The organism is Pseudarthrobacter sp. H2 (genome assembly GCF_050157045.1).
Lineage (GTDB): Bacteria > Actinomycetota > Actinomycetes > Actinomycetales > Micrococcaceae > Arthrobacter.
Genome location: NZ_CP189594.1, coordinates 762,969 through 782,147, shown reverse-complemented (window position 1 = coordinate 782,147; position 19,179 = coordinate 762,969). Strand labels below are relative to the sequence as shown.

Genomic DNA, 19,179 nt, shown 5'->3' with positions numbered 1-19,179 from the left:
CCGGGAAATGCGAAGTTCAGGTTTTCTGTGGTCACTTTTTATTGCTCAGTCACTATTGTTGCTCGGTCATTTGCAGTTTTCTTACTCCGGTTCTTACTCCGGCCGGTCCTGGATCACGCCGCCGTACCAGTGCTCGATGAGGGACCGCGCGATGGACAGCCTGCTGGAGATGACGATCTCGCCGCTGAGGACCGCTTCCTGCAGCTCGCGCCGGCTGAACCAGCGCGCCCGGGTGACCTCGACGCCGTCGGGCCTGGCCTCCGTGTCCGAGGTCGTGGCGGTGAACCCGAGCATGAGCGAGGCAGGGAAGGGCCAGGACTGGGATCCCAGATACTGGGTCGCGGTGACGCGTACCCCGACCTCCTCGCCGATCTCGCGGACCACAGCCTGTTCGAGCGACTCCCCCGGTTCGACGAAGCCCGCCAGCGTGGAATAGTTCCTGGCGTCGAGGGGACCGCCGCCGCCGAGCAGCAGGCGGCCGTCCGGGCCGACGACGGTGACGATGATGGCGGGATCGGTGCGCGGGTAGTGTTCGGAGCCGTCGGCCGGGCACCGGCGGACCCAGCCGCCGGCTTCGGGCTGCGTGGCCGTGCCGCAGCGCGGACAGTGGGTATGGCTGGCATGCCAGTTGGCGATGGCGCTGGCCTCGATGAACAGCGCGGTGTCCGTCGGGTTCAGCCGGGCGGCAACATCACGAAAGCCGGCCCACTGCGCGCCGTCGGGGATGCCGGCAACATGCGGTTCGAACTCCTCGGTGCGGACCTCGAACTGCTGCGGAAGCAGGAACAGGACAAGGGGGGTGCCTGCGTCAAGGGCTGAGCCGGGCAGGGCCGAGCCAAGGTAGACCAGCTGGTCGGGCGCGTAGGCGGTGTCACGGAGGTGCCCGGCGAGCTCCGCCGCGTCCAGGAGCACGAGGCTGTCGCCGCCGACCAGGGCCTGCCGGCCGGAAAGCACGATGGCCCGCGCCGCGCCGGAACGGAGCAGGTCCTCCAGCATTCCGGGCTTCATCCGCGCGGCGGATCCGCGGTCGATCAGCGCAGGGCGCACCGGAAGGACTGTGTCCATCAGGTGGTTCGCCGGCACGCTGCGCAGAAATGAAGTGGCTGGGGGTGCTTCGGTCGGCGCTGATCTGTACACTGCGGCCTCATTCTCCGATGATTTAACCGGCGATGACGGTGGCTCAGCAAGACTCATGTACCCACCGTACTGACTCGGGCCGACAATTGACATTTTCCCCGGCAGGCCGCGGGCGCGGAAACGGGCGCCGGAGGACGGCCGGCACGGGTCCCGCCGGAACGCGATCCCCGGCGCTATTTATTCCCGATCTCGAGACTCGCCGTGGTGTATCGCCGACTTGGGCGCCGCTCAATCTACCGTGGAACCGTGAGAAGAAAACCAATCGAACTGGCAGCTGTAGCAACCGCGGCGGTCCCCGGCCTGACCCCGACCGCCGTTAGCTCTGCGCCCGACGATCCGGCGGACTTCGACTCGGCACTTCTCCTGGATTCCGAAGGCAAACACTGGCGCGTCCGCTCACCCCGGCACGCCGAAGCCAGCGCACGCCTCGAGACGGAATTCCTGGTGCTGCGTGCCTTCGTGCCCGCCATCCGGGCGGAGCTCCCCTTCCTCATGCCGACGGTCGCCGGGACCGTCCGGCAGGGCGAGCTGAGCACCTTTGTGTACTCGCACCTCGCGGGGGCCACCCGCTCCATCGAGGAACTGAGCAACGGATCGGCCGCGCTGGCCCGGGAAATCGGCGCAGCCCTGGCCGCGATCCACGACCTGCCCCGGTCCCTCGTCAGCAATGCCGACCTGCCCAGCTATACCCCCAACGAGTTCCGGCAGCGCCGGCTCAACGAACTCGACCAGGCCGCGACGACCGGCAAGATCCCCCCGCTGCTGCTGCGGCGCTGGGAACACGCGATGGAAGACGTTTCGCTGTGGCGTTTCCACCCGTGCGTGGTCCACGGCGACCTGCATGAAGACAACCTCCTCGTCGACGGCGACCGCGTGACCGCCGTGACCGGGTGGACCGATCTGCGCATCGGCGACCCGGCCGACGACATGGCCTGGCTAGTTGCTTCGAACGAGCAGGCGTTCGTGGACTCGGTGCTGGAGCACTACACCGCCAGCCGCCGGGACGCGCCCGACGCACACCTCCTGCGCCGTGCTGCCCTGTCCGCCGAATTCGCGCTCGCGCAGTACCTGGTCAAGGGCCTCGCCGCCGGGGACCAGGACATGATCCGGGAGGCCGAGTCCATGCTCACCGCCCTGGCCGAGGACGTCGCGGAGTACGGTGGGCAGCCCATCAGCGTGGAACCGCTCCCCCAGCCGGTCGCGCCCGCTGTTCCAGACAACCCGCATGATTCCGACGGTCCCGCGGCGCCCGGCGCCCCGGCCGTCAGCAAGGTGACCCTGCTCCCGCCGGATCCGGTGACCGGACCGGGTGAGGTTCCCGTAGGCGGCGCGGAGCCCGCTGCGCCGGTGGCGCCCCCATTGCGCCTCACGCCCGCTGTGCACGTCACACCGATCCCGCCTGACACGGGCACGGAAGGCGTCGAGGACGACGGCGGCCCGCAGGAGGTGCCCGGCGGCGGCGCTGCCGACAACCCGGCCGACGACGCTGCCGAAGCCGACAACCCGGCCGACGACGAGGACGACGATGAGGACTCGACCCAGTCGATCGCCGTGGTCCAGGCGAACCCGGCCGATGACACCTCGACAACCACGATTACCGTGGTCGAAGCGACTTCACCCTAGGGACTGCGTGTCTCCTTATTGGCGTAGCCAGATAAGGACCGAGCAGACGGCGGCCCCTGACCGGTAGGTGATGGCGAGCTTGATGCCCCTATGGATGTCAAGGGGTGACTTGCTGCTCCTCGCGCGTGGCTGCCGGCCTGGTGACCCGGATGAAGTCGAAGAGCTCGCGGGCGACGTAGCGTTTGAGGCACCGGATGGCCTCGCGCCGTGTCTTCCCCTGGCTGAGACGTGTCTGCATGTATTCCTTTGTCCGCGGGTCCCACCTCAGCCGGCTTAGGACGATCCGGTATAGGGCCGCGTTCGCTTGTCGGTCGCCTCCTCTGTTCAGGCGCCGTCGCTGGGTTTGGCCGGAGGACGCCTCGACGGGGCTGGTCCCACACAGTGCGGCGTAGGAGGCTTCGTTGGCGAGGCGCTCGGGGTTGTCGCCGCCGGCGATGAGGAGCGCGGCGGCGCTGTCCGGGCCGACTCCCTGAACGTCGAGGATCCCTGGTGCACATTCTTCGACGGCGGCCGCGATATGTTTGTTCAGATCGTCAATTTCCGTGGTGAGGTTCTGGATTCTACGGGCGAGTAGGCGAAGTGTGTGGCGGGCAGCGCCGGCTGGTCCCGGATGCTTGGTCTCAGTCAGGCGCGCGCAGTGTCGGATCAGCCGGGCGTTACTCAACCCGGCCAGCGACTCGCGCAAGGCTCCGTCCGCGGTAACAATGACGGCTTTGAGCTGATTGATCGCTTGAGAGCGGGACTTGATCGCTGAGTTCTTCGCCATCTTGAACAACCGCAGCATCTCCACCGCCCCGTCGCCCGTTTTGGCCGCCGAGGTCGCCCGCCCCGACAACACGGCCCGGGCTGCAGCTTCGGCGTCGACCATGTCGCTTTTGCCGTGGCGTCGACGCAAGGCCTTGTCCGGTTGGTTGACCTCAACCACCTCGACGCCGTGAGACTGGAGGTGGCGGGAGAGACCGGCCCCGTAGGATCCTGTGCATTCAACCCCAGCCCTCCGCAGGGTCCCGAATGATCGTGCCCAGGCCAGCATTAGCCCGTAGCCAGCCGTCGTCGCAGGGAAACTGCGGGTGTCGATGAGACCTCCGATCATGGTGATCACTGCGGCGACGTGAACGTCCTTATGGGTGTCGACACCCATAAGGATGTCCTCGGCCGCGTGTGAAGTTGGGTGCAAAGCCACGGGTTGAACGATGCTGGTAGACATGGTCGCCCTATCTCTTGGAAACGATGGCCGTCGCTGGTTGAGAGCTGGTCAAGACTGTGATGGTGCCTGGTGCGAAAGCCCCTATTGGGACACATCCTCACAGCCAGTGACAGCACGAACGGGCCGTTCCGGGTGCCGGTCGACTGATCAAACTCAAGGCACGAAGCCAGTCGTAGCGCGAGTCAGACCGCCTCCCGGAACGGTGTTAAACCATCCTCACAGTCGTAGCGTGTGGCGACCGAAGTGGAGCGCCTGACGTTCCTGATCTCCCCAGTCAAGCCCTACCCCGGCGTCCGGATCGCCGACTACGGCCAGGGCAGCCAGCAGAACCTCTCCGGGGTCCGGGTCGACGGCGGCATCGTCGTCATCATGACGGAGGAACGGGACTGGTAGCGGCTCGAGGATAGGGTGGTCATATTCACCAAATTCACCCTGCGGACCAAATTCACCAAATTCACCTATATTCACCCAGAAGAGGGCGGACCGCATGACCACCATGGAGAACCCGTTCCGTCCAACGGCCGGAGCCACCCCGCCGGAGGTCATCGGCCGCGCCGGGCTGCTCGCGTCGCAACCTTCCTCCGGCGGGCCGACAAGATCGACCTCCACTCAACTGCGATCCGCGACGTCGAGGCGTCCTTCACCAAGACGTTCGAAGCCTCAGGAATCGCGATCGCCCCGGACCTCATCCACCGGGCAGCTGCGGCAACCGGAGGCTACCCCTTCCTGATCCAGCTGGTCGGCTACTTTCTCTGGGGGGAAGCCGAGAAGCATCAGGCCTCGCTCTCCTCCGCTGCTGTCGACCGGGCCATCGCTGCAGCCATCCGGCGCAACGAGCGCGTGGTCATCGAAGCTGCACTCGCCACGGTTTCCGGCAAGGATCTCGAATTCCTTCATGCCATGGCTGTCGATGACGGCACCTCGACCGCCGCCGACATTGGTCAGAGGACCGCTTCGGGGCGGACGCTCGTGGCCAAGTACCGGACACGGCTCCTGGCCGCCGGGATCATCGAATCAGCCGGTCACGGCAAGGTCGACTTCGCCATCCCCGGCCTCCGGCAGTACCTGCGGAAGCACCGTTCCTAGTTAGTACGAATTGGGTTCGTACTTGCTCCCCGGACGGTCCTGGGAGCCGCACACCTTCTGGTTCCTGGCGGGCCGGGACGGTTCGTGACCGTCGGGCGGGCCAGGCCTGTGAGGGGTGCGGTGCCGGGCGGTGCCGTACCGGGCCTGGGACTGGGCTGGCCCGCGCTCGTCCTCTGTCGGGTGCGGGGTCCGTCCTCCCGTCGCCTGATACGGAAACCGGCGGCACGCCGTCCGATAGCGACGGCCGCGCCGTGGTGGCCGGTGACGGTGCTGTCGGTCGTTTGTTGGAGTGGTTGGCGCCAGTGCCGGGCGCCCCACTGTGAGGTGTACGCCGGGTCAACGACGATGATGTGGAGGCCGCGGTTGGCGGCCATGGACACGAGCCGGTCCCGGAATCTTGCGGTGGGGATGCCCGCGACGGTGCGGCGGAAGGTTTTGCCGCGGGTGCCGTGTCCCATGGTTTCGCGGCCGGTGGCGCGGGCGTCCTGGAAATTCAGGTTCTCGATGGCGACGGCCGCGCAGCCCGCATCCCTGGCGGCGTCCAGCAGCGCGGTGACCGCTGCGCGGAGCCTGCCGTCCCGGGTGGTTGCCGGGAGGTCTTTCAGGTCCAGCGGGATGCTCAGGGGCGCCCCGGCGGGGTTGCCGGAGGGGTCGATGACGCAACCGGCCAGATGATCGGCGTTCAGATCAACGCCGAGCCCGGACGAGCCGTGCAGGCTGTCCGGGGACGGTACCGGCAGGTCCCGGTATCCCCAGGACGCGTCGATGTACCAGCGCCCGGTCCCGGGGTCGTGGCTGATGTCGTAGCGGATATTCCTGTTGGACGCGGCACGGTCGCGCCATTCGCCGGCGCGGTGATGGAACAGGACCGGGGCTGCGAGGTGCAACCGCGCACCATGCTCCGCGGTCATCACGGCGGGGACTGTCAGGGACAGGTGCCCGCCGGTGTCGATGCGGATGGTCTCGTTGCCGCACCGCTTCCCCGATTCCCCGTCGGCGGTCAGGAACAGCCGGGAGGCCGCCCATCGGGCCTCCCACCCGGCGGGCGTGAGGCCTGCCGCTTGAAGGTTGTTCCGGGCGCGCCACAGCCGGCCGCCGCCGGCAACGATGCCGGGCTTCCCGGCCGCGAGCCGTGCCGTGGCGTCCACGAGCCGGTCCTGCAGGGCCGCGAGGCGCCGGGTCTTCCGCTGCCGCTCCCCGCCGGCGAGCCCTTGTTCTCGACCTCGAAGCCGACGGACCACCAGGTCTGAATGGCGCTGACCGGGATCCGGAGACGGAAGCGTCGGCGATGCTGAGTGACAGGGCGTCGGCGTCCGACTGGTAGCCCAGGGCGGACATGAACGGTCGCAGGTGGTCCCCCATCAGCTTGGAGCGTTCCTCCTTGTTCCCGTTCATTTTGCGGCCCTCGGGGGTCCTCATTACCTGGCGCACGGAGTCGCGGTACGTGGCCCGCGGGGGCATGATCAAAAGGCCTCAGCGAGCGAGCACTGTGATGAGCCGCGATCCCTGCGGGGGTCGGGCAACCTTCTGATCAAGTCACCGAGGTGGGGCGGATCGGCGCCGGCCACCCCGAACACTAGGCGAAGGTTAGGGGAACACACCGCCAGGAGCCTTCCGGGCGCCTGCCGCACGGGATCCACCGGGCGGATCACTAGGCGCCCGCCACTGCCGCGCTTTGTCCCAGGGCTGCGGCCACGATCTCCTCGAGCCGCTCGGCCGTTCCGAGGTCGTGCGGGCGGACCACCTGATCGTCAGCGACGTAGTAGAACGCGGCCCGGACGTCCTCCAGCGGGACCCCCTTGAGTCTGGACCAGGCCAGGCGGTACACGGCCAGCTGGACGGCCTTGACCTTCAACTGGGCGGCGGAAGGGCGGCGGCCGGTCTTCCAGTCCACGAGGTCCCAGCCGCCGTCGGCGTCCCGGAAGACGGCGTCGATCCGGCCGCGGACCACCACGCCGCCGATCCGGGTCTCCACCGGGACCTCGACGTGGGCGGGGGCCCGGTCGGCCCACTCGGACCGGCGGAAGGTTTCCACCATGGAGTCCAGCCCGTACGCCGCATCGATGTGGTTGTCCGACCCGGCCGCCTCGTCCAGGTCCAGCATCCCGGCGGCGCCGAAATACTCTTCGACCCAGGTGTGGAAGGCGGTGCCCTTGCGGGCCGACATCCCGGGTTCGCGCGGAACGGGGCGCCGCAGCCGGGCGACCACCGAGCGCGCGTCGTCCTCGAGGTCCACCAGCGTGGAGGCGGAAATGTGCCCCGGAAGGTGGACATCATGCAGGGCGGTCCGCCGGGTGCGGCGCTCCAGCAGCGTCGCGGCCTCCCGCGCCCAGCCGGCGGCGGGGCCGCGCAGGTGCCGCCGGTGCCCGGCGTCGTCCGCGGGGTCATCCAAGGCGCCCGGCAGGGTCTCCGGCCCTTCGGATCCTAGGTGCCGGAGCACCCGGGCCGCCGCGGATTCCATGGCCGCGCGGCGGCCCGGCAGGAGCCTCAGGCGTGCACCCGTGCGCGGATCACGGGGCCCTTCCAGCGGGTCGTAAGGCCACTCGGCGACTTCGAGTTCGGAGGTCAACGGGCTCTCCTCCGGCAGCGATTCCTCATCCACGGACAGGGGGTGGATCTCCGCGGCGCCTTCGCCGGAGAGGACCTGCAGTTCCGCCAGGAACGGCGACATCTCCGCCATGCCTGCCCGGGAGCCCACCCACGCCGCACTGGACGTCCAGAGAACGTGCTTGGCCCGGGTGTAGGCCACATAGGCCAGGCGCCGTTCCTCCGCTTCCCCATGCGTCTGGACGGCGGACTTGAACTCCTTTTCGGCGTCGAGCCAGCCTTTCTGGTCCGGCTGCTCAAGGTCCCACTGCGGAAGGTCCGCCCGGTCACCGCGCAGGGGCCAGGGCAGGGCCGCGCTGCCGCTGCTCCAGCGTGAATCGCGGCTGCTCGGGAAGGCCCCGGCATTGAGTCCGGGAACGAACACGACGTCCCATTCCAGGCCCTTGGAGGCGTGCACGGTCAGGAGCTGGACGGCCTCATGGTTCACGTCCTGCGTGGCGGCGTCGAGGCCGTTCTCCTCGGCGGCCGCGGCCTCAAGCCAGGCGAGGAAGGCGAGCACATCAACCCGCTGGGAGGTGTGCAGGAATCCGGCCGCAGCGTCCTGGAAGGCGTCGAGGTTCCGCCGTGCCTGGTGGATGCTGGTCCCCGGCCGTGCGGCCACTTCGATGTCCAGGAGCATGGCGCGCTCCACCTCGCCGAGCAGGGTGGTCAGGTCATCGCCCATGTAGCTGCGGAGCTGCCTGAGCTCCGCCGACAGCCGCTGGAGCCGGTCCAGGGCCTCGGGGCTCAGCCCGCGGCCGTGCGAGGAGATCCAGCCTTCGCGGGGCAGCCAGTCCAGCGCTTCGACGAGGCTGGCGGCGTCCGTGAGGTCACCCTCAATCACGGCGTCGTCGCCGGTATCAGCGTCAGTATCGTCGGCGTCGGAGCTGCCGGGGCGTCCGCGGCGCCGGGCGAGGAAGCCGGACCAGTCACGGAACGCCATCAGGTCCGCGGGGCCGATCCGCCACCGAGCCCCGGCCAGCAGCCGCATCAGGGAGTCGGAGCGGCCGGGATCGGACAGGACCCGGAGCGTGGCGACCAGGTCGATGATTTCGGGGGTGTCCAGCAGGCCGCCGAGGCCGACGATCTCGTAGGGAATGCCACGCAACTCGAACTCGCGCCGGATGCATTCCATCTGGGCCCTGCGCCGGCACAGCACGGCCATGGCCGGCGGGATGGAATCCGCCGACGGCGTGGCGTCGAAGTCGGTCACCCGGAACTTCAGGACATCGCCGGCGATCGCCGCGGCCTCGTCCTCATCCGTGCCGAACCGCCCCATCACGACCCTGCCCTGCACCGCGGCCGGGCTCGGCTGCAGCGGCGGGACCTTGACGGTCTGGGCGGTGTCCCGGGCGCCGGCGGCACCGGCATGGGCCGCGGCCTTGCTGAGCGGGGCCGAGATGACGTTGGCGGCGGCGAGGATGTTGCGGCCATTGCGCCAGGCCGTGGTCAGGTACGACGTCGGCGCCACGGCAAATTTCCGTACGGCAGGGGATTCCCCTGTGTCTTCCCCTGCGGCGGCGCGGACCGGGAATTCGCGGACAAAGTGGAAGAGCTGCCCCGCGGACGCGCCGCGGAAGCCGTAGATGGACTGGTTCGGGTCCCCCACCGCGGTCACGGCGTGGCCGTCGCCGAAGAGCCGGGAGAAGAGCACGAGCTGGGCGTGCGAGGTGTCCTGGAACTCGTCCAGGAGCACCACCTTGTAGCGCTGGCGCTCCGTTTCCGCCGCGACCGGGATCTCGTTGGCCACCCGCGCCGCCAGGGCCACGAGGTCGCCGAAGTCCAGCGCTCCCCTGGCGCGTTTCGCCGCGGAGTACCGCCCCACCATGTCCGCGACGCTTGCCCGGGTGCGGAGCATCCCGCTGAGCTCCCCCGCGGCCTGGCTGGGATTCTTCTTCGCGGCAGCAACGTACGGCAACGCCTCGAACCCGGCGATCCGCTCCAGCAGCCAGCCGCGTACCTCGGCAGGGTCGCGGAGGTGCTCCGAACATTCACCGGCGAGCTGGATCACGGCCTTGACGAGGGTGGACTTCGCGGACCGGAAGTGCTCGTAGTCGCCGTCGTAGGCCTCCACGACCTCGCTGGCGAGCTGGAAGGACTGCGCGCCGCCGAGCAGCACCACGTCCCGTTCCACGCCGAGCCGCAGGCCGTAGTCGGACACGATCCCGCTCGCGTAGGAGTGGTACGTGGAGACCTTCGGCTCGGGCGCGTCGGCACCGAGCAGGCCGGCGGGGAACAGCTTGTGTTGTTCTTGGTTTTGCGCGTCGGCGGCGGCGATGCGCTGCAGTGCGGCCAGCTTGGCGCGGATCCGGCTGGCGAGTTCTCCTGCCGCCTTGCGCGTAAACGTCACGCCGAGCACTTCTTCGGGCCGGACCCAGCCGTTGGCCACGAGCCACACCACCCGGTCCGCCATGGTGGCGGTCTTTCCCGAGCCGGCACCGGCAATGACGAGCCGTGGCGTCAGGGGTGAGGAAATGATCAGGGACTGTTCGGCCGTGGGGCTGTTCTTCTCCCCCAGCATGGCGGACAGTTCTTCCGGGCTGAACCGCGGTACGGGAAGCGGTGCGGGACGGGCTGTCGGCTCTGCGGTGGGGGTCATTCGGTAACCTGCTTTCCTCGGGCGCACAGCGGACAGACCTCGGGCAGCCGGCAGCCGTGCCCGCCGTGACCGCCCTTGGAAGGATCATGGCGGGCTTCGAAGGTGCTCCCGGACATCACCCGGGCGGCACCGTTCACCATCTCCAGCGCCCAGTTCTCCGCCGGGTCCAGCGCGGCCTGCGCCTGCACGCCGGGGCTCTTGGTGGTGGTGCCGAGCTGGGCCAGGACGGCTCCGCCCGGCCGCGGCGCCGGGCCGTCGTCGGGCCCGGCAAAACCTCCCGCCAGCACGGCCGCCTGGTAGGCGCCCAGCTGAGGGTGGCGTTCGAGTTCGGCTTTTCCGGGCTGCCGCTTGCCCGTCTTGAGGTCCACGATGACCAGCCGGCCCTCGGCGTCGATCTCCAGCCGGTCCACCTGCCCGCGCAGCACGGCGGACCGGGCGGGCCAGGGCTCGTCCGCGGGCCCGTCGGCGTCCCCGGCCGCCTCGGCGTCGGGGGTGATGTCCTGTAGCTTCACCTCGAAGTCCTGTTCGACGCCGACCAGGCTGCGGCCTTCGCTGCGCATGACCAGCACGTACTGGGCGAGCTTCCGGACCATGGATTCGGCGCGCTGGAAGTCCAGCTTCCCTTCCCAGTTGTCCTTCATCCCGAGCGCCGGCCAGCGGCGGGTCAGTTCGGCGAGGTATTCGCCGCCCGAGGCGTCCGGGAGGTCCTGGGCGATGGCGTGGACCAGGGTTCCCAGGCTGCGGGCGAAATCGGTCGCCGCCTCGCCGCCCGCGGCCTGGACGAACCAGTCAAGGGGGGATTTCTGCACGGTCTCGACCTTCGAGGGTGAGACGTATACCGTGCCGCCCGGCGGGACCACGGGGTCCCCGGAGGACAGCGGCGCCAGGCCCCACCAGCTGGCCGGGTGCGCCCCCGGAACCGGGGGCTCGGCGGCGGCCAGGGCGCCGAGCACAGCGGTTGCTTCCGCTGATTCGGCGGCCGTGGCGTCCAGCTGGGCGTACTGCCGCAGTTCGGCCACGAGGGCGCGCAGGGTCAGCGGCCGCTCCACGGGGGTGAAGCCGCGCCGTTCCTGGTCCGGGTGCAGCGGTGCCACATAGTCCAGGAACGAGGACGGCTGTTCATCCTCGGAGGAGACGGCCGTGCAGATCAGGACCTCCCGGGCCCGGGAGACGGCGGTGGAGAAGCTCCGCAGCTCGTCGTAGCGGATTTCCCGCAGCCGGCTGAGCGGGTCCAGCTGCAGGGCGTACTCCACGCCGTGTTCGACGGCGTCGGCAAACAGGGTGCTGCCGAGCAGCTCGCCGCGGAGCCTGGTGTTGGGCCACACGCCTTCCTGCAGCCCCGGGACGATCACCACCGGCCATTCCCGTCCGGCGGCGCTGGCGGGTGTCATGAGCTCCACGGCGTCCTCGAGCTGGGCCCGCGCGGCGAGGGTGTCCATCGGGAGTTCCTGGTTGAGCAGGTACTCGAGGAACTGTTCCGGCCCGGAACCCGGCAGCTGGTCCACGAAGCGTTCCGCGGTGTGGAACAACGCCATCATGGCGTCGAGGTCGCGGTCCGCGCGGGCCCCGGCCGAACCGCCGGCCAGGGCGGCGTCGGTCCAGCGGGCGGCGAGTCCGGTGGAGTTCCAGAGCGCCCACAGCACCGTTTCGGCGTTGCCGCCGGGCGCCAGGGCGGCTTCCCGGCCGGCCTGGATCATCCTCGCGATCCGCCGGGCGGAGTGCCCCTCGATGCCGAGCGTGGCGAGGGCTCCCGGTTCCAGCAGGGCCTCCACCAGGAGTGCGTCGCTGGTGCGGCCGCCGCCGCCCAGGAGCTCCTCCCGGCGCAGCGACTGGCGCAGCCGCCGGAGCTCGATCGACGTGGCGCCGCCGATCCGCGAGGTGAGCAGGGCGACGGCCGACTCTGGGGTAAGGACGGACGGGTCCAGGACCACCGCGTAGGCGTCCAGCAGCGGCCTGATGGCAACTTCGTCCCGGACGGCGGATTCGGCGACGGGAATCCGGACCGGGATCCCCTGGCCGGCTAGGTACCGCTGCAGCTGGCTGAGCTGGCCGCCGTTGCGCACGATCACGGCGATGTCACCGAGTTCGCGGCCGTCGTTGAGCTGGGCTTCGAGGATCCGCTGCGCGACATAGCGCAGTTCGTGGACCGGGGACGGCAGCAGATGCGCCTCGACGCTGCCGGCGGGGCGCTCGGCGGGGCGCCCGGCAGGACCATCAGCCCCCTCGGCGGCGCGCTGCTCGAGCCGGCGCGCGGACTGCCCGCCGGCGCGGCGGGAAATGCGCCCGGCGACCGAGAGCCACGCCTCGGCCACGGCGGGGGTGTGGCGGTGGGCGAACCACAGCGGACGCTCCAGCACCGTGCCGCCGGCGGGGGCCAGCAGCCGGGGCAGCTCGGCCACGAGGTCCGGACGGGCCCCGCGGAAGCCCTGGACCACGGTGTCCGGCGAGGAGGTGATGATGGCGTCCTTGCCGGCCGCGATGTCCGCGAGCAGCTCGAACACCGCCGGATTGGCTTCCTGGATGTCATCTACCAGGATCAGCTGCAGCCTGCCCCGCTCGGCCGCCAGGAAGTCCGGGGCGTCCTGGAAGATCTGGCGGGCGGCCGTGATGATGCCGGCCGGGTCGAAGGCCTCGGGCATGCGCAGGTCCAGGACGTCGCGGTATTCGGAGTACAGGGCGGCGGCGGGCACCCAGTCGGGCCGGCGGCACCGGCGGGCCAGGACGACGAGGTCCTCCGCGGTCCGGCCGGACTCGATGATCCGGTCAAAGAGCTGGCGGACCTCCTGCCGGAAACCGCGGGTCTGCAGGGCTGCCCCGAGGTCCTCCGGCCACTCGAGCCCGAGGCCGGGCAGCGCGTGACCTTCGAGCAGTTCCTTGATGATCAGGTCCTGCTCGGGCCCGGACAGGAGTTTCGGCGGGCGCGGCAACGGCAGGATGCCTTCCGCCTTGGCCCGCCGGATCAGATCGAACGCGTACGACGCCCAGGTGCGCGCCGGCGTCGTACTCAGGCTCCGGTCCAGCCGTGCGGTGAAGCGGTCCCGGAGGGAATCCGCGGCGAGCCGCCCGGGAGCAAGGATCAGCATCCGCTCGGGGTCCAGGCCGTCCCGTTGTGCCCGGCGGACTGCGGCCTCCACCAGGACGGTTGATTTTCCGGTCCCCGGCGCCCCGGGCACCAGGACGGGGCCCGCGCCGTGCGGGACGTCGACGGCGGCGAGCTGGTCTGCGGAGAGCACCGGGACGGCGGTATGCGGCTTCCGCGGCGGGAGCAGCCGGAGCTCCGCGCCGGAGGCCCGGGTACGGGATCCCGCGGAGGCGGTCAGCGGGTATGCCGGCAGATCAGGAGCTGGCGGATCACCAACAGGCAGCTCAAGAACAGGCAGCTCAATAACAGGGGCCGGGCCGGGGGTAGTCACACAGTCATTCCATCATCAGGGGCCGACAATTTATGCAATGCCCGTTCCAGGCGCTCGGCGATGGCGTCGATCCGGTCGAAGTCGTCCTCGGATGGCGCCCACCGGGCCGCGGTCAGGTCCACCCGCCAGCGTCCCTCGCCGGTACGGAGATAGTCCAGGTAGCTGCCGTGCAGCGGGGTGCCCTCCTGGAGGTACCGGGCCAGGGCGGCATGCTCATGTCCCGGCGGTGCCTCCCCGTTTGATTTGAGGACCCGCCACCACGGGACGGCGCTGCCGTGGTGGCTCATCACGGACCCGACCTGCCGGGGGCCGCCGCCGCCCAGGAGTTCTGCGACGTCACCGTAGGCCAGTGCGGTGCCCGCGGGGATCAAGGCCACCAGTTCCAGCACCGCCTCCACATACTCCGCCCGCATCGATCCAGACTAGCCGCAACGCGGGGTCACCTACGGCCCATTCCGCCGGGCAGGATGGGCTGTAAGTGACCCCGCGTTCTGTTCAGGGTGCGGAGTCAAGAACTGTCGGAGGCAGAAGGTAGCGTGGAGGCATGAGCACCTGGAACTCCCTCCCCCGCGCAGCCTTTGACCTCGAGACCACCGGCCGTAACTCCCGTGCCGCGAGGATCGTCACCGCCTCGGTCACCGTGGTGGACTCCGACGGCGGGATCATCACGGAGCATGAGTGGCTCGCGGATCCCGGCGTGGAGATCCCCACGGAGGCCAGCGATATCCACGGGATCACCACCGAGCAGGCGCGCCGCGAGGGCCGTCCGGCCGCTGACGTGACGCGGGAACTTTCGGTAGTCCTCCAGGAGCTGTTCGATGCCCACGTGCCGGTCATTGCCTTCAACGCCAGCTACGATTTCACCGTCCTGGCCGCCGAATCGGCGCGCTACGGCGTCCCCCAGCTGAGCCGCTTTCCGGTGCTGGACCCGTACATCATGAACAAGCAGGTGGACCGCTACCGCAAGGGCAAGCGCACGCTCACGGCCCTATGCGAGGAGTACGGCGTCAGCCTGGACAACGCGCACACCTCGGCCGCCGATGCACTGGCGACCCTGCGCATGCTCGATGCCATGGCCGGGAAGTTTCCCAAGCTCAGCATGCCGGCCGCCCATCTCCACCAGCTCCAGGTCGAGTGGGCCTCGTCCCAGGCCGCGGACTTCCAGAGCTACCTGCGCAAGACCAAGCCTGCCGCCGTGATCGAGGGCGACTGGCCGGTGCTGCCGCCCGAGGACGCCGGCCGCGGCGAGTTCTGAGCCCGTCGCGGCACCCCGGCGTACGCCGGCGGATCCGGGCCCCTGTAAATAAGCGTCTGTAGACCCAGACACCAGCGGTTGAGACGCAACTCACAGACATGTTTCCACCGCGACCCGGAGCACGGACGAGTCATTCCTTCCGCGGGACGTCGCTCGCCGCTCCGATATCACCGGCCCGTGGCGTCCGCCACTGAAGATGATTCGATCTGAGCTGCCGAAAACTTTCAGCCGTTCGATTTCAATGTGACTCCGGGGCAAGTGAGACAATATTGTTCGCGGACTGGGCTCGTTTGCTGATCCACAGGCCCGCAGCCGGGGCATCTCATCGCCCCCAGGCCCCAGCGAATTCCCAATGAAAGTGATTGCGTGATGAAAATCAAAGCCTTGAAGTGGCTGACAACTGTTCCTGTGGCGGTCGCACTCGCGGCGTCCCTGGCGGCGTGCGGCGGCGGGGCTGCGCAACCGACCGCGTCCCCCAGCGACGCCCTCGCGGGCAGCGACAAGACCTCACTGGACAAGTACACCACCGCGGAGGTCACTCCGCTGGACAAGATCGACAAGTCCAAGCTCGGCCTGACCACCGACGGCACCCTGCGCGTGGGCACGCTCTCGGATGCCCCGCCGAACATCTTCATTGACCCCTCGGGCAAGTTCACGGGCTACGACAACGAGCTCCTGCGTGCCATTGGCGCCAAGCTGGGCCTCAAGGTCGAGTTCGCCTCCACCGACTTCTCTGCGCTGCTCTCCCAGGTCAAGAACAAGCAGTTCGACGTCGGGTCCTCCTCGATCTCCACGACGGACAAGCGCCGTGAGACCGTCGGCTTCACCAATGGCTACGACTTCGGCTACATGGCTGTCGTGACCAAGAACGACGCCAAGGTCAAGGGCTTCGCGGACCTCAAGGCCGGCGTGCGCATGGGCGTTGTCCAGGGCACCGTCCAGGACGACTACGTCACCAATACCCTCAAGCTCGAGCCGGTCCGCTTCCCGGACTACAACACGGTCTACGCCAACGTGAAGAACGGCCAGGTGGACGCCTGGGTCGCCCCGTCCCAGCAGGCCACGGGCCAGGTGAAGGAAGGCGACAACACCAAGATCGCCGAGAAGGTTGTCAACACCCAGAACTTCACCGCCTACGCCGTGAACAAGGACAACCAGGCCCTCATCGATGCCCTCAACTCCGGTCTTGACGCCGTGATCGCCGACGGTACGTGGACCAAGCTCACGGCCGAGTGGTACACGGACCGCCCGACCGCCGCTGAGCAGACCCCGCAGGGCTGGAAGCCGGGCAGCAAGGCCATCCAGATCCCCGCCAAGTAAACCGGGCGTTCCATGGATCTCCTGGATATCCTCAAACAACTCGGTGAGACCTTCCTCGACTGGAAGGCGATGGGGGCAGTCATCCCCATGATGTTCGCTGTCGGCCTGCCGAATACGCTCGTCCTGGCCGTCACGTCAGGCATCATCGGAACGCTGCTCGGCATGGTGCTCGCCCTCATGGGGATTTCCCGGAACGCAGCCGTGCGGTGGATTGCCCGCGTGTACACGGATATCCTCCGTGGACTCCCGCCGGTACTGACCATCCTGGTGATCGGCCTTGGCTTCGGCCCGATCATCCGGCAGTTTACGGGCTCAACGAGCCCGTACCCGATGGCGATCGCGGCGCTTTCCCTGATGTCGGCCGCGTACATCGGCGAGATCTTCCGCTCCGGTATCCAGAGCGTGGACAAGGGACAGCTCGAGGCGTCGCGCGCCCTGGGGTTCGGCTACGGCCCTTCCATGCGCCTGGTGGTCGTACCCCAGGGCATCCGCAGGGTCCTGCCGGCGCTCGTCAACCAGTTCATCGCCCTGATCAAGGAGTCCTCGCTGGTCTTCCTGCTGGGCCTGCTGGCCACGGAACGGGAGATCTTCCAGATCGGCAAGGACGCAGCGTCCACCAGCGGGAACCTGTCCCCGTATGTCGCCGCGGCAATCTTCTATCTGATCCTCACCGTCCCGCTCACGCACTTCGTGAACTGGATAGACGCCCGCCTGCGCTCGGGCGGGCCGGAGAAGAAGGAACCGGACGAAGCGGCCGCCAAGGTCGGAAAGGGGGCCCAGGCATGAGCGAGTTCACCTCAGGGTCGCTGACAGCGAAGAACATCCATCTCTCGTTCGGGTCCAACCATGTCCTCCGGGGCATCGACCTGCATGTCGGGCAGGGCACCACGGCCTCCGTCATCGGACCCTCCGGCTCCGGCAAGTCGACCCTCCTGCGGGTGATGAACCGGCTGATCGAGCCCGACCAGGGTGACATCCTGCTGGACGGCAGGTCCGTGCTCAAGGACAACCCGGATGAGCTGCGCCGGCGGATCGGGATGGTCTTCCAGCAGTTCAACCTGTTCCCGCACAAGACCGTGGCAGAAAACGTCTCGCTCGCACTGCGCAAGCTGCGCGGCATGTCCAACGAACAGGCCCGCGGAGAAGCAATGGCACAGCTGGAGCTGGTGGGACTCAAGCACAAAGCTGACGCCCGGCCTGCAAACCTGTCCGGCGGGCAGCAGCAGCGTGTGGCGATCGCGCGGGCACTGGCCATGAAGCCGGAGGTGATGTTCTTCGATGAGGCAACGTCGGCCCTGGACCCGGAACTGGTCAAGGGCGTCCTCTCCCTGATGGCCGACCTGGCCAGCAACGGCATGACCATGGTGGTGGTCACCCACGAGATGGGCTTCTCCCGCAACGTCTCGGACACCGTGACTTTCATGGACGCCGGCGTGGTGGTGGAGTCCGGCTCGCCGGAGCAGCTCTTCGACGATCCGCAGACCGAACGGCTGCAGGGGTTCCTCTCCGACGTCCTCTGAGGCCTGCCGCAACCGCGGCCTTAAATGACTTTGGCACCCGCCGCGGCGGGTGCCAAAGTCATTTAAGGCCGACGGCGGTGCCCGCCGCCGGGGTCAGGCCTTCGCGGCGGCGGCGGCCTTGGCTGCGGCCGGCAGGGCGTCGAAGATCCGGTTCATCGCGGCGTCGTCGTGCGCGGCGGACAGGAACCAGGCCTCGAAGACCGACGGCGGCAGGTAGACCCCGGAGTCCAGCATCGAGTGGAAGAACGGCGCATACCGGAAGACTTCCTGGCCCTGGGCGTCGTCGTAGTTGTGGACGCCGTGCGCGGACGTGCCGAACGCCACCGAGAACAGGTTCCCCGCGCGCTGGATCGAATGGTCCACGCCGGCCGCATCGAGCGCGGAGGACAGCGCCGCGGACAGCTCCAGCGAGCGGGCGTCCACGAAGGAGTAGACCTCCGGGGTGGCGTGGGTGAGGGTCGCGACGCCGGCGGCCATGGCCACCGGGTTCCCGGACAGCGTGCCGGCCTGGTAGACCGGGCCCAGCGGGGCGAGGTAGTCCATGACCTCCGCACGTCCGCCGAGGGCCGCCGTCGGCATGCCGCCGCCGATGACCTTGCCGAAGGTCAGCAGGTCCGGGGTCCAGGGCTCGACGGCGCCGGCCGCCCCGCCGGTGAGGCCCCAGTAGCCGGCGTAGCCGGTCCGGAAGCCGGTGAGGACCTCGTCGAGGATCAGCAGGGCACCGTGGTCGCGGGTGATCCGGGAGAGCCCGGCGTTGAAGCCGTCCCCCGGGGTGACCACGCCCATGTTGGCGGGGGCGGCCTCGGTGATGACGGCGGCGATGTTGGGCCCGTGCTTGGCGAACGCGGCCTCGACGGCGCCGAGGTCGTTGTAGGGCAGCACCAGGGTCTCGGCGGCCGTGGCGGCGGTGACGCCGGCGGAGCCCGGCAGCGCCAGCGTGGCGACGCCGGAGCCGGCGGCGGCGAGGAGCCCGTCGAGGTGGCCGTGGTAGCAGCCGGCGAACTTGATGATGAGGTCGCGGCCGGTGAAGCCGCGGGCCAGCCGGACCGCCGTCATGGTCGCCTCGGTGCCGGTGGACACCATCCGGACGCGCTCGGCGGCGGGGACCCGTTCCTTGACGATCGCGGCGAGGTTGGCCTCATCCGGCGTCGAGGCGCCGAAGGACAGCCCGCGGTCGACGGCGGCGTGCACCGCCGCGAGGACCGCCGGGTGGGCATGTCCCAGCAGGGCCGGGCCCCAGGAGCAGACCAGGTCGACGTACTCGGCGCCGTCGGCGTCGGTCAGGTACGGGCCCCGGGCGGAGACCATGAAGCGCGGTGTCCCGCCCACGGAGCCGAAGGCGCGGACGGGCGAGTTGACGCCGCCGGGCATCAGCTGGCGGGCGCGGTCGAAGAGTTCCTCGTTGCGAGGATGGCTGGAAGTCATGGTTCCTA

Annotated in this window: 14 protein-coding genes; 7 read left to right on the top strand and 7 right to left on the bottom strand. The window is 69.2% G+C overall.

The window, feature by feature from the left end; translation table 11 throughout:
- Positions 1-93: 93 nt before the first annotated feature.
- Complete coding sequence (nudC, locus tag ACQCSZ_RS03725; protein WP_427006752.1) at positions 94-1,065, bottom strand: NAD(+) diphosphatase; 972 nt, start codon at positions 1,063-1,065, stop codon at positions 94-96.
- Positions 1,066-1,383: 318 nt separating this feature from the next.
- On the opposite strand from nudC, the gene ACQCSZ_RS03720 reads away from it, so the two are divergent.
- Positions 1,384-2,760, top strand: a complete 1,377-nt coding sequence (locus ACQCSZ_RS03720; protein WP_427006751.1) for a macrolide 2'-phosphotransferase — start codon at positions 1,384-1,386, stop codon at positions 2,758-2,760.
- A gap of 97 nt (positions 2,761-2,857) precedes the next feature.
- Here ACQCSZ_RS03720 and ACQCSZ_RS03715 read toward each other — a convergent pair whose 3' ends face one another.
- Positions 2,858-3,901, bottom strand: a complete 1,044-nt coding sequence (locus ACQCSZ_RS03715; protein ID WP_427008242.1) for an IS110 family transposase — start codon at positions 3,899-3,901, stop codon at positions 2,858-2,860.
- A gap of 297 nt (positions 3,902-4,198) precedes the next feature.
- Between ACQCSZ_RS03715 and ACQCSZ_RS03710 the strand changes: the two genes are divergently transcribed.
- Complete coding sequence (locus tag ACQCSZ_RS03710) at positions 4,199-4,360, top strand: hypothetical protein (protein WP_427006750.1); 162 nt, start codon at positions 4,199-4,201, stop codon at positions 4,358-4,360.
- Between the two features lie 15 nt (positions 4,361-4,375).
- A complete protein-coding gene (locus tag ACQCSZ_RS03705) occupies positions 4,376-5,053 on the top strand; it encodes a hypothetical protein (protein ID WP_427006749.1) in 678 nt (225 codons plus the stop codon).
- Here the strand turns inward: ACQCSZ_RS03705 and ACQCSZ_RS03700 are convergent.
- From ACQCSZ_RS03700 to ACQCSZ_RS03685, 4 genes are all read right to left on the bottom strand, one after another.
- Positions 5,050-6,294 (bottom strand): hypothetical protein, encoded by a 1,245-nt coding sequence (locus tag ACQCSZ_RS03700; RefSeq protein WP_427006748.1) that lies wholly within the window; start codon positions 6,292-6,294, stop codon positions 5,050-5,052. The two genes, ACQCSZ_RS03705 and ACQCSZ_RS03700, sit on opposite strands and share 4 nt — an antisense overlap.
- Before the next feature lie 410 nt (positions 6,295-6,704).
- Positions 6,705-10,238: an ATP-dependent helicase gene (locus tag ACQCSZ_RS03695; protein WP_427006747.1), complete on the bottom strand. Its 3,534-nt coding sequence runs from the start codon at positions 10,236-10,238 to the stop codon at positions 6,705-6,707.
- Positions 10,235-13,573 carry an ATP-dependent helicase gene (locus tag ACQCSZ_RS03690; RefSeq protein WP_427008241.1) on the bottom strand — a complete coding sequence of 1,113 codons (3,339 nt, stop codon included), beginning with the start codon at positions 13,571-13,573 and terminating at the stop codon, positions 10,235-10,237. The genes ACQCSZ_RS03695 and ACQCSZ_RS03690 overlap by 4 nt, the downstream gene beginning before the upstream one ends.
- A gap of 74 nt (positions 13,574-13,647) precedes the next feature.
- On the bottom strand, positions 13,648-14,064 hold the full coding sequence (locus tag ACQCSZ_RS03685) for an MGMT family protein (RefSeq protein WP_427006746.1): 417 nt from the start codon (positions 14,062-14,064) through the stop codon (positions 13,648-13,650).
- A gap of 131 nt (positions 14,065-14,195) precedes the next feature.
- On the opposite strand from ACQCSZ_RS03685, the gene ACQCSZ_RS03680 reads away from it, so the two are divergent.
- The 4 genes from ACQCSZ_RS03680 (at position 14,196) to ACQCSZ_RS03665 (ending at position 17,746) form a co-directional block, all read left to right on the top strand.
- Positions 14,196-14,906 (top strand): 3'-5' exonuclease, encoded by a 711-nt coding sequence (locus ACQCSZ_RS03680; RefSeq protein ID WP_427006745.1) that lies wholly within the window; start codon positions 14,196-14,198, stop codon positions 14,904-14,906.
- 369 nt (positions 14,907-15,275) lie between these two features.
- Positions 15,276-16,226 (top strand): substrate-binding periplasmic protein, encoded by a 951-nt coding sequence (locus ACQCSZ_RS03675; protein WP_427008240.1) that lies wholly within the window; start codon positions 15,276-15,278, stop codon positions 16,224-16,226.
- Positions 16,227-16,247: 21 nt separating this feature from the next.
- A complete protein-coding gene (locus ACQCSZ_RS03670) occupies positions 16,248-17,012 on the top strand; it encodes an amino acid ABC transporter permease (protein WP_427008239.1) in 765 nt (254 codons plus the stop codon).
- On the top strand, positions 17,009-17,746 hold the full coding sequence (locus ACQCSZ_RS03665; protein ID WP_427006744.1) for an amino acid ABC transporter ATP-binding protein: 738 nt from the start codon (positions 17,009-17,011) through the stop codon (positions 17,744-17,746). Before ACQCSZ_RS03670 ends, ACQCSZ_RS03665 begins: the two co-directional genes overlap by 4 nt.
- 93 nt (positions 17,747-17,839) lie before the next feature.
- Here ACQCSZ_RS03665 and hemL read toward each other — a convergent pair whose 3' ends face one another.
- On the bottom strand, positions 17,840-19,171 hold the full coding sequence (gene hemL, locus ACQCSZ_RS03660) for a glutamate-1-semialdehyde 2,1-aminomutase (RefSeq protein WP_427006743.1): 1,332 nt from the start codon (positions 19,169-19,171) through the stop codon (positions 17,840-17,842).
- Positions 19,172-19,179: the final 8 nt, after the last annotated feature.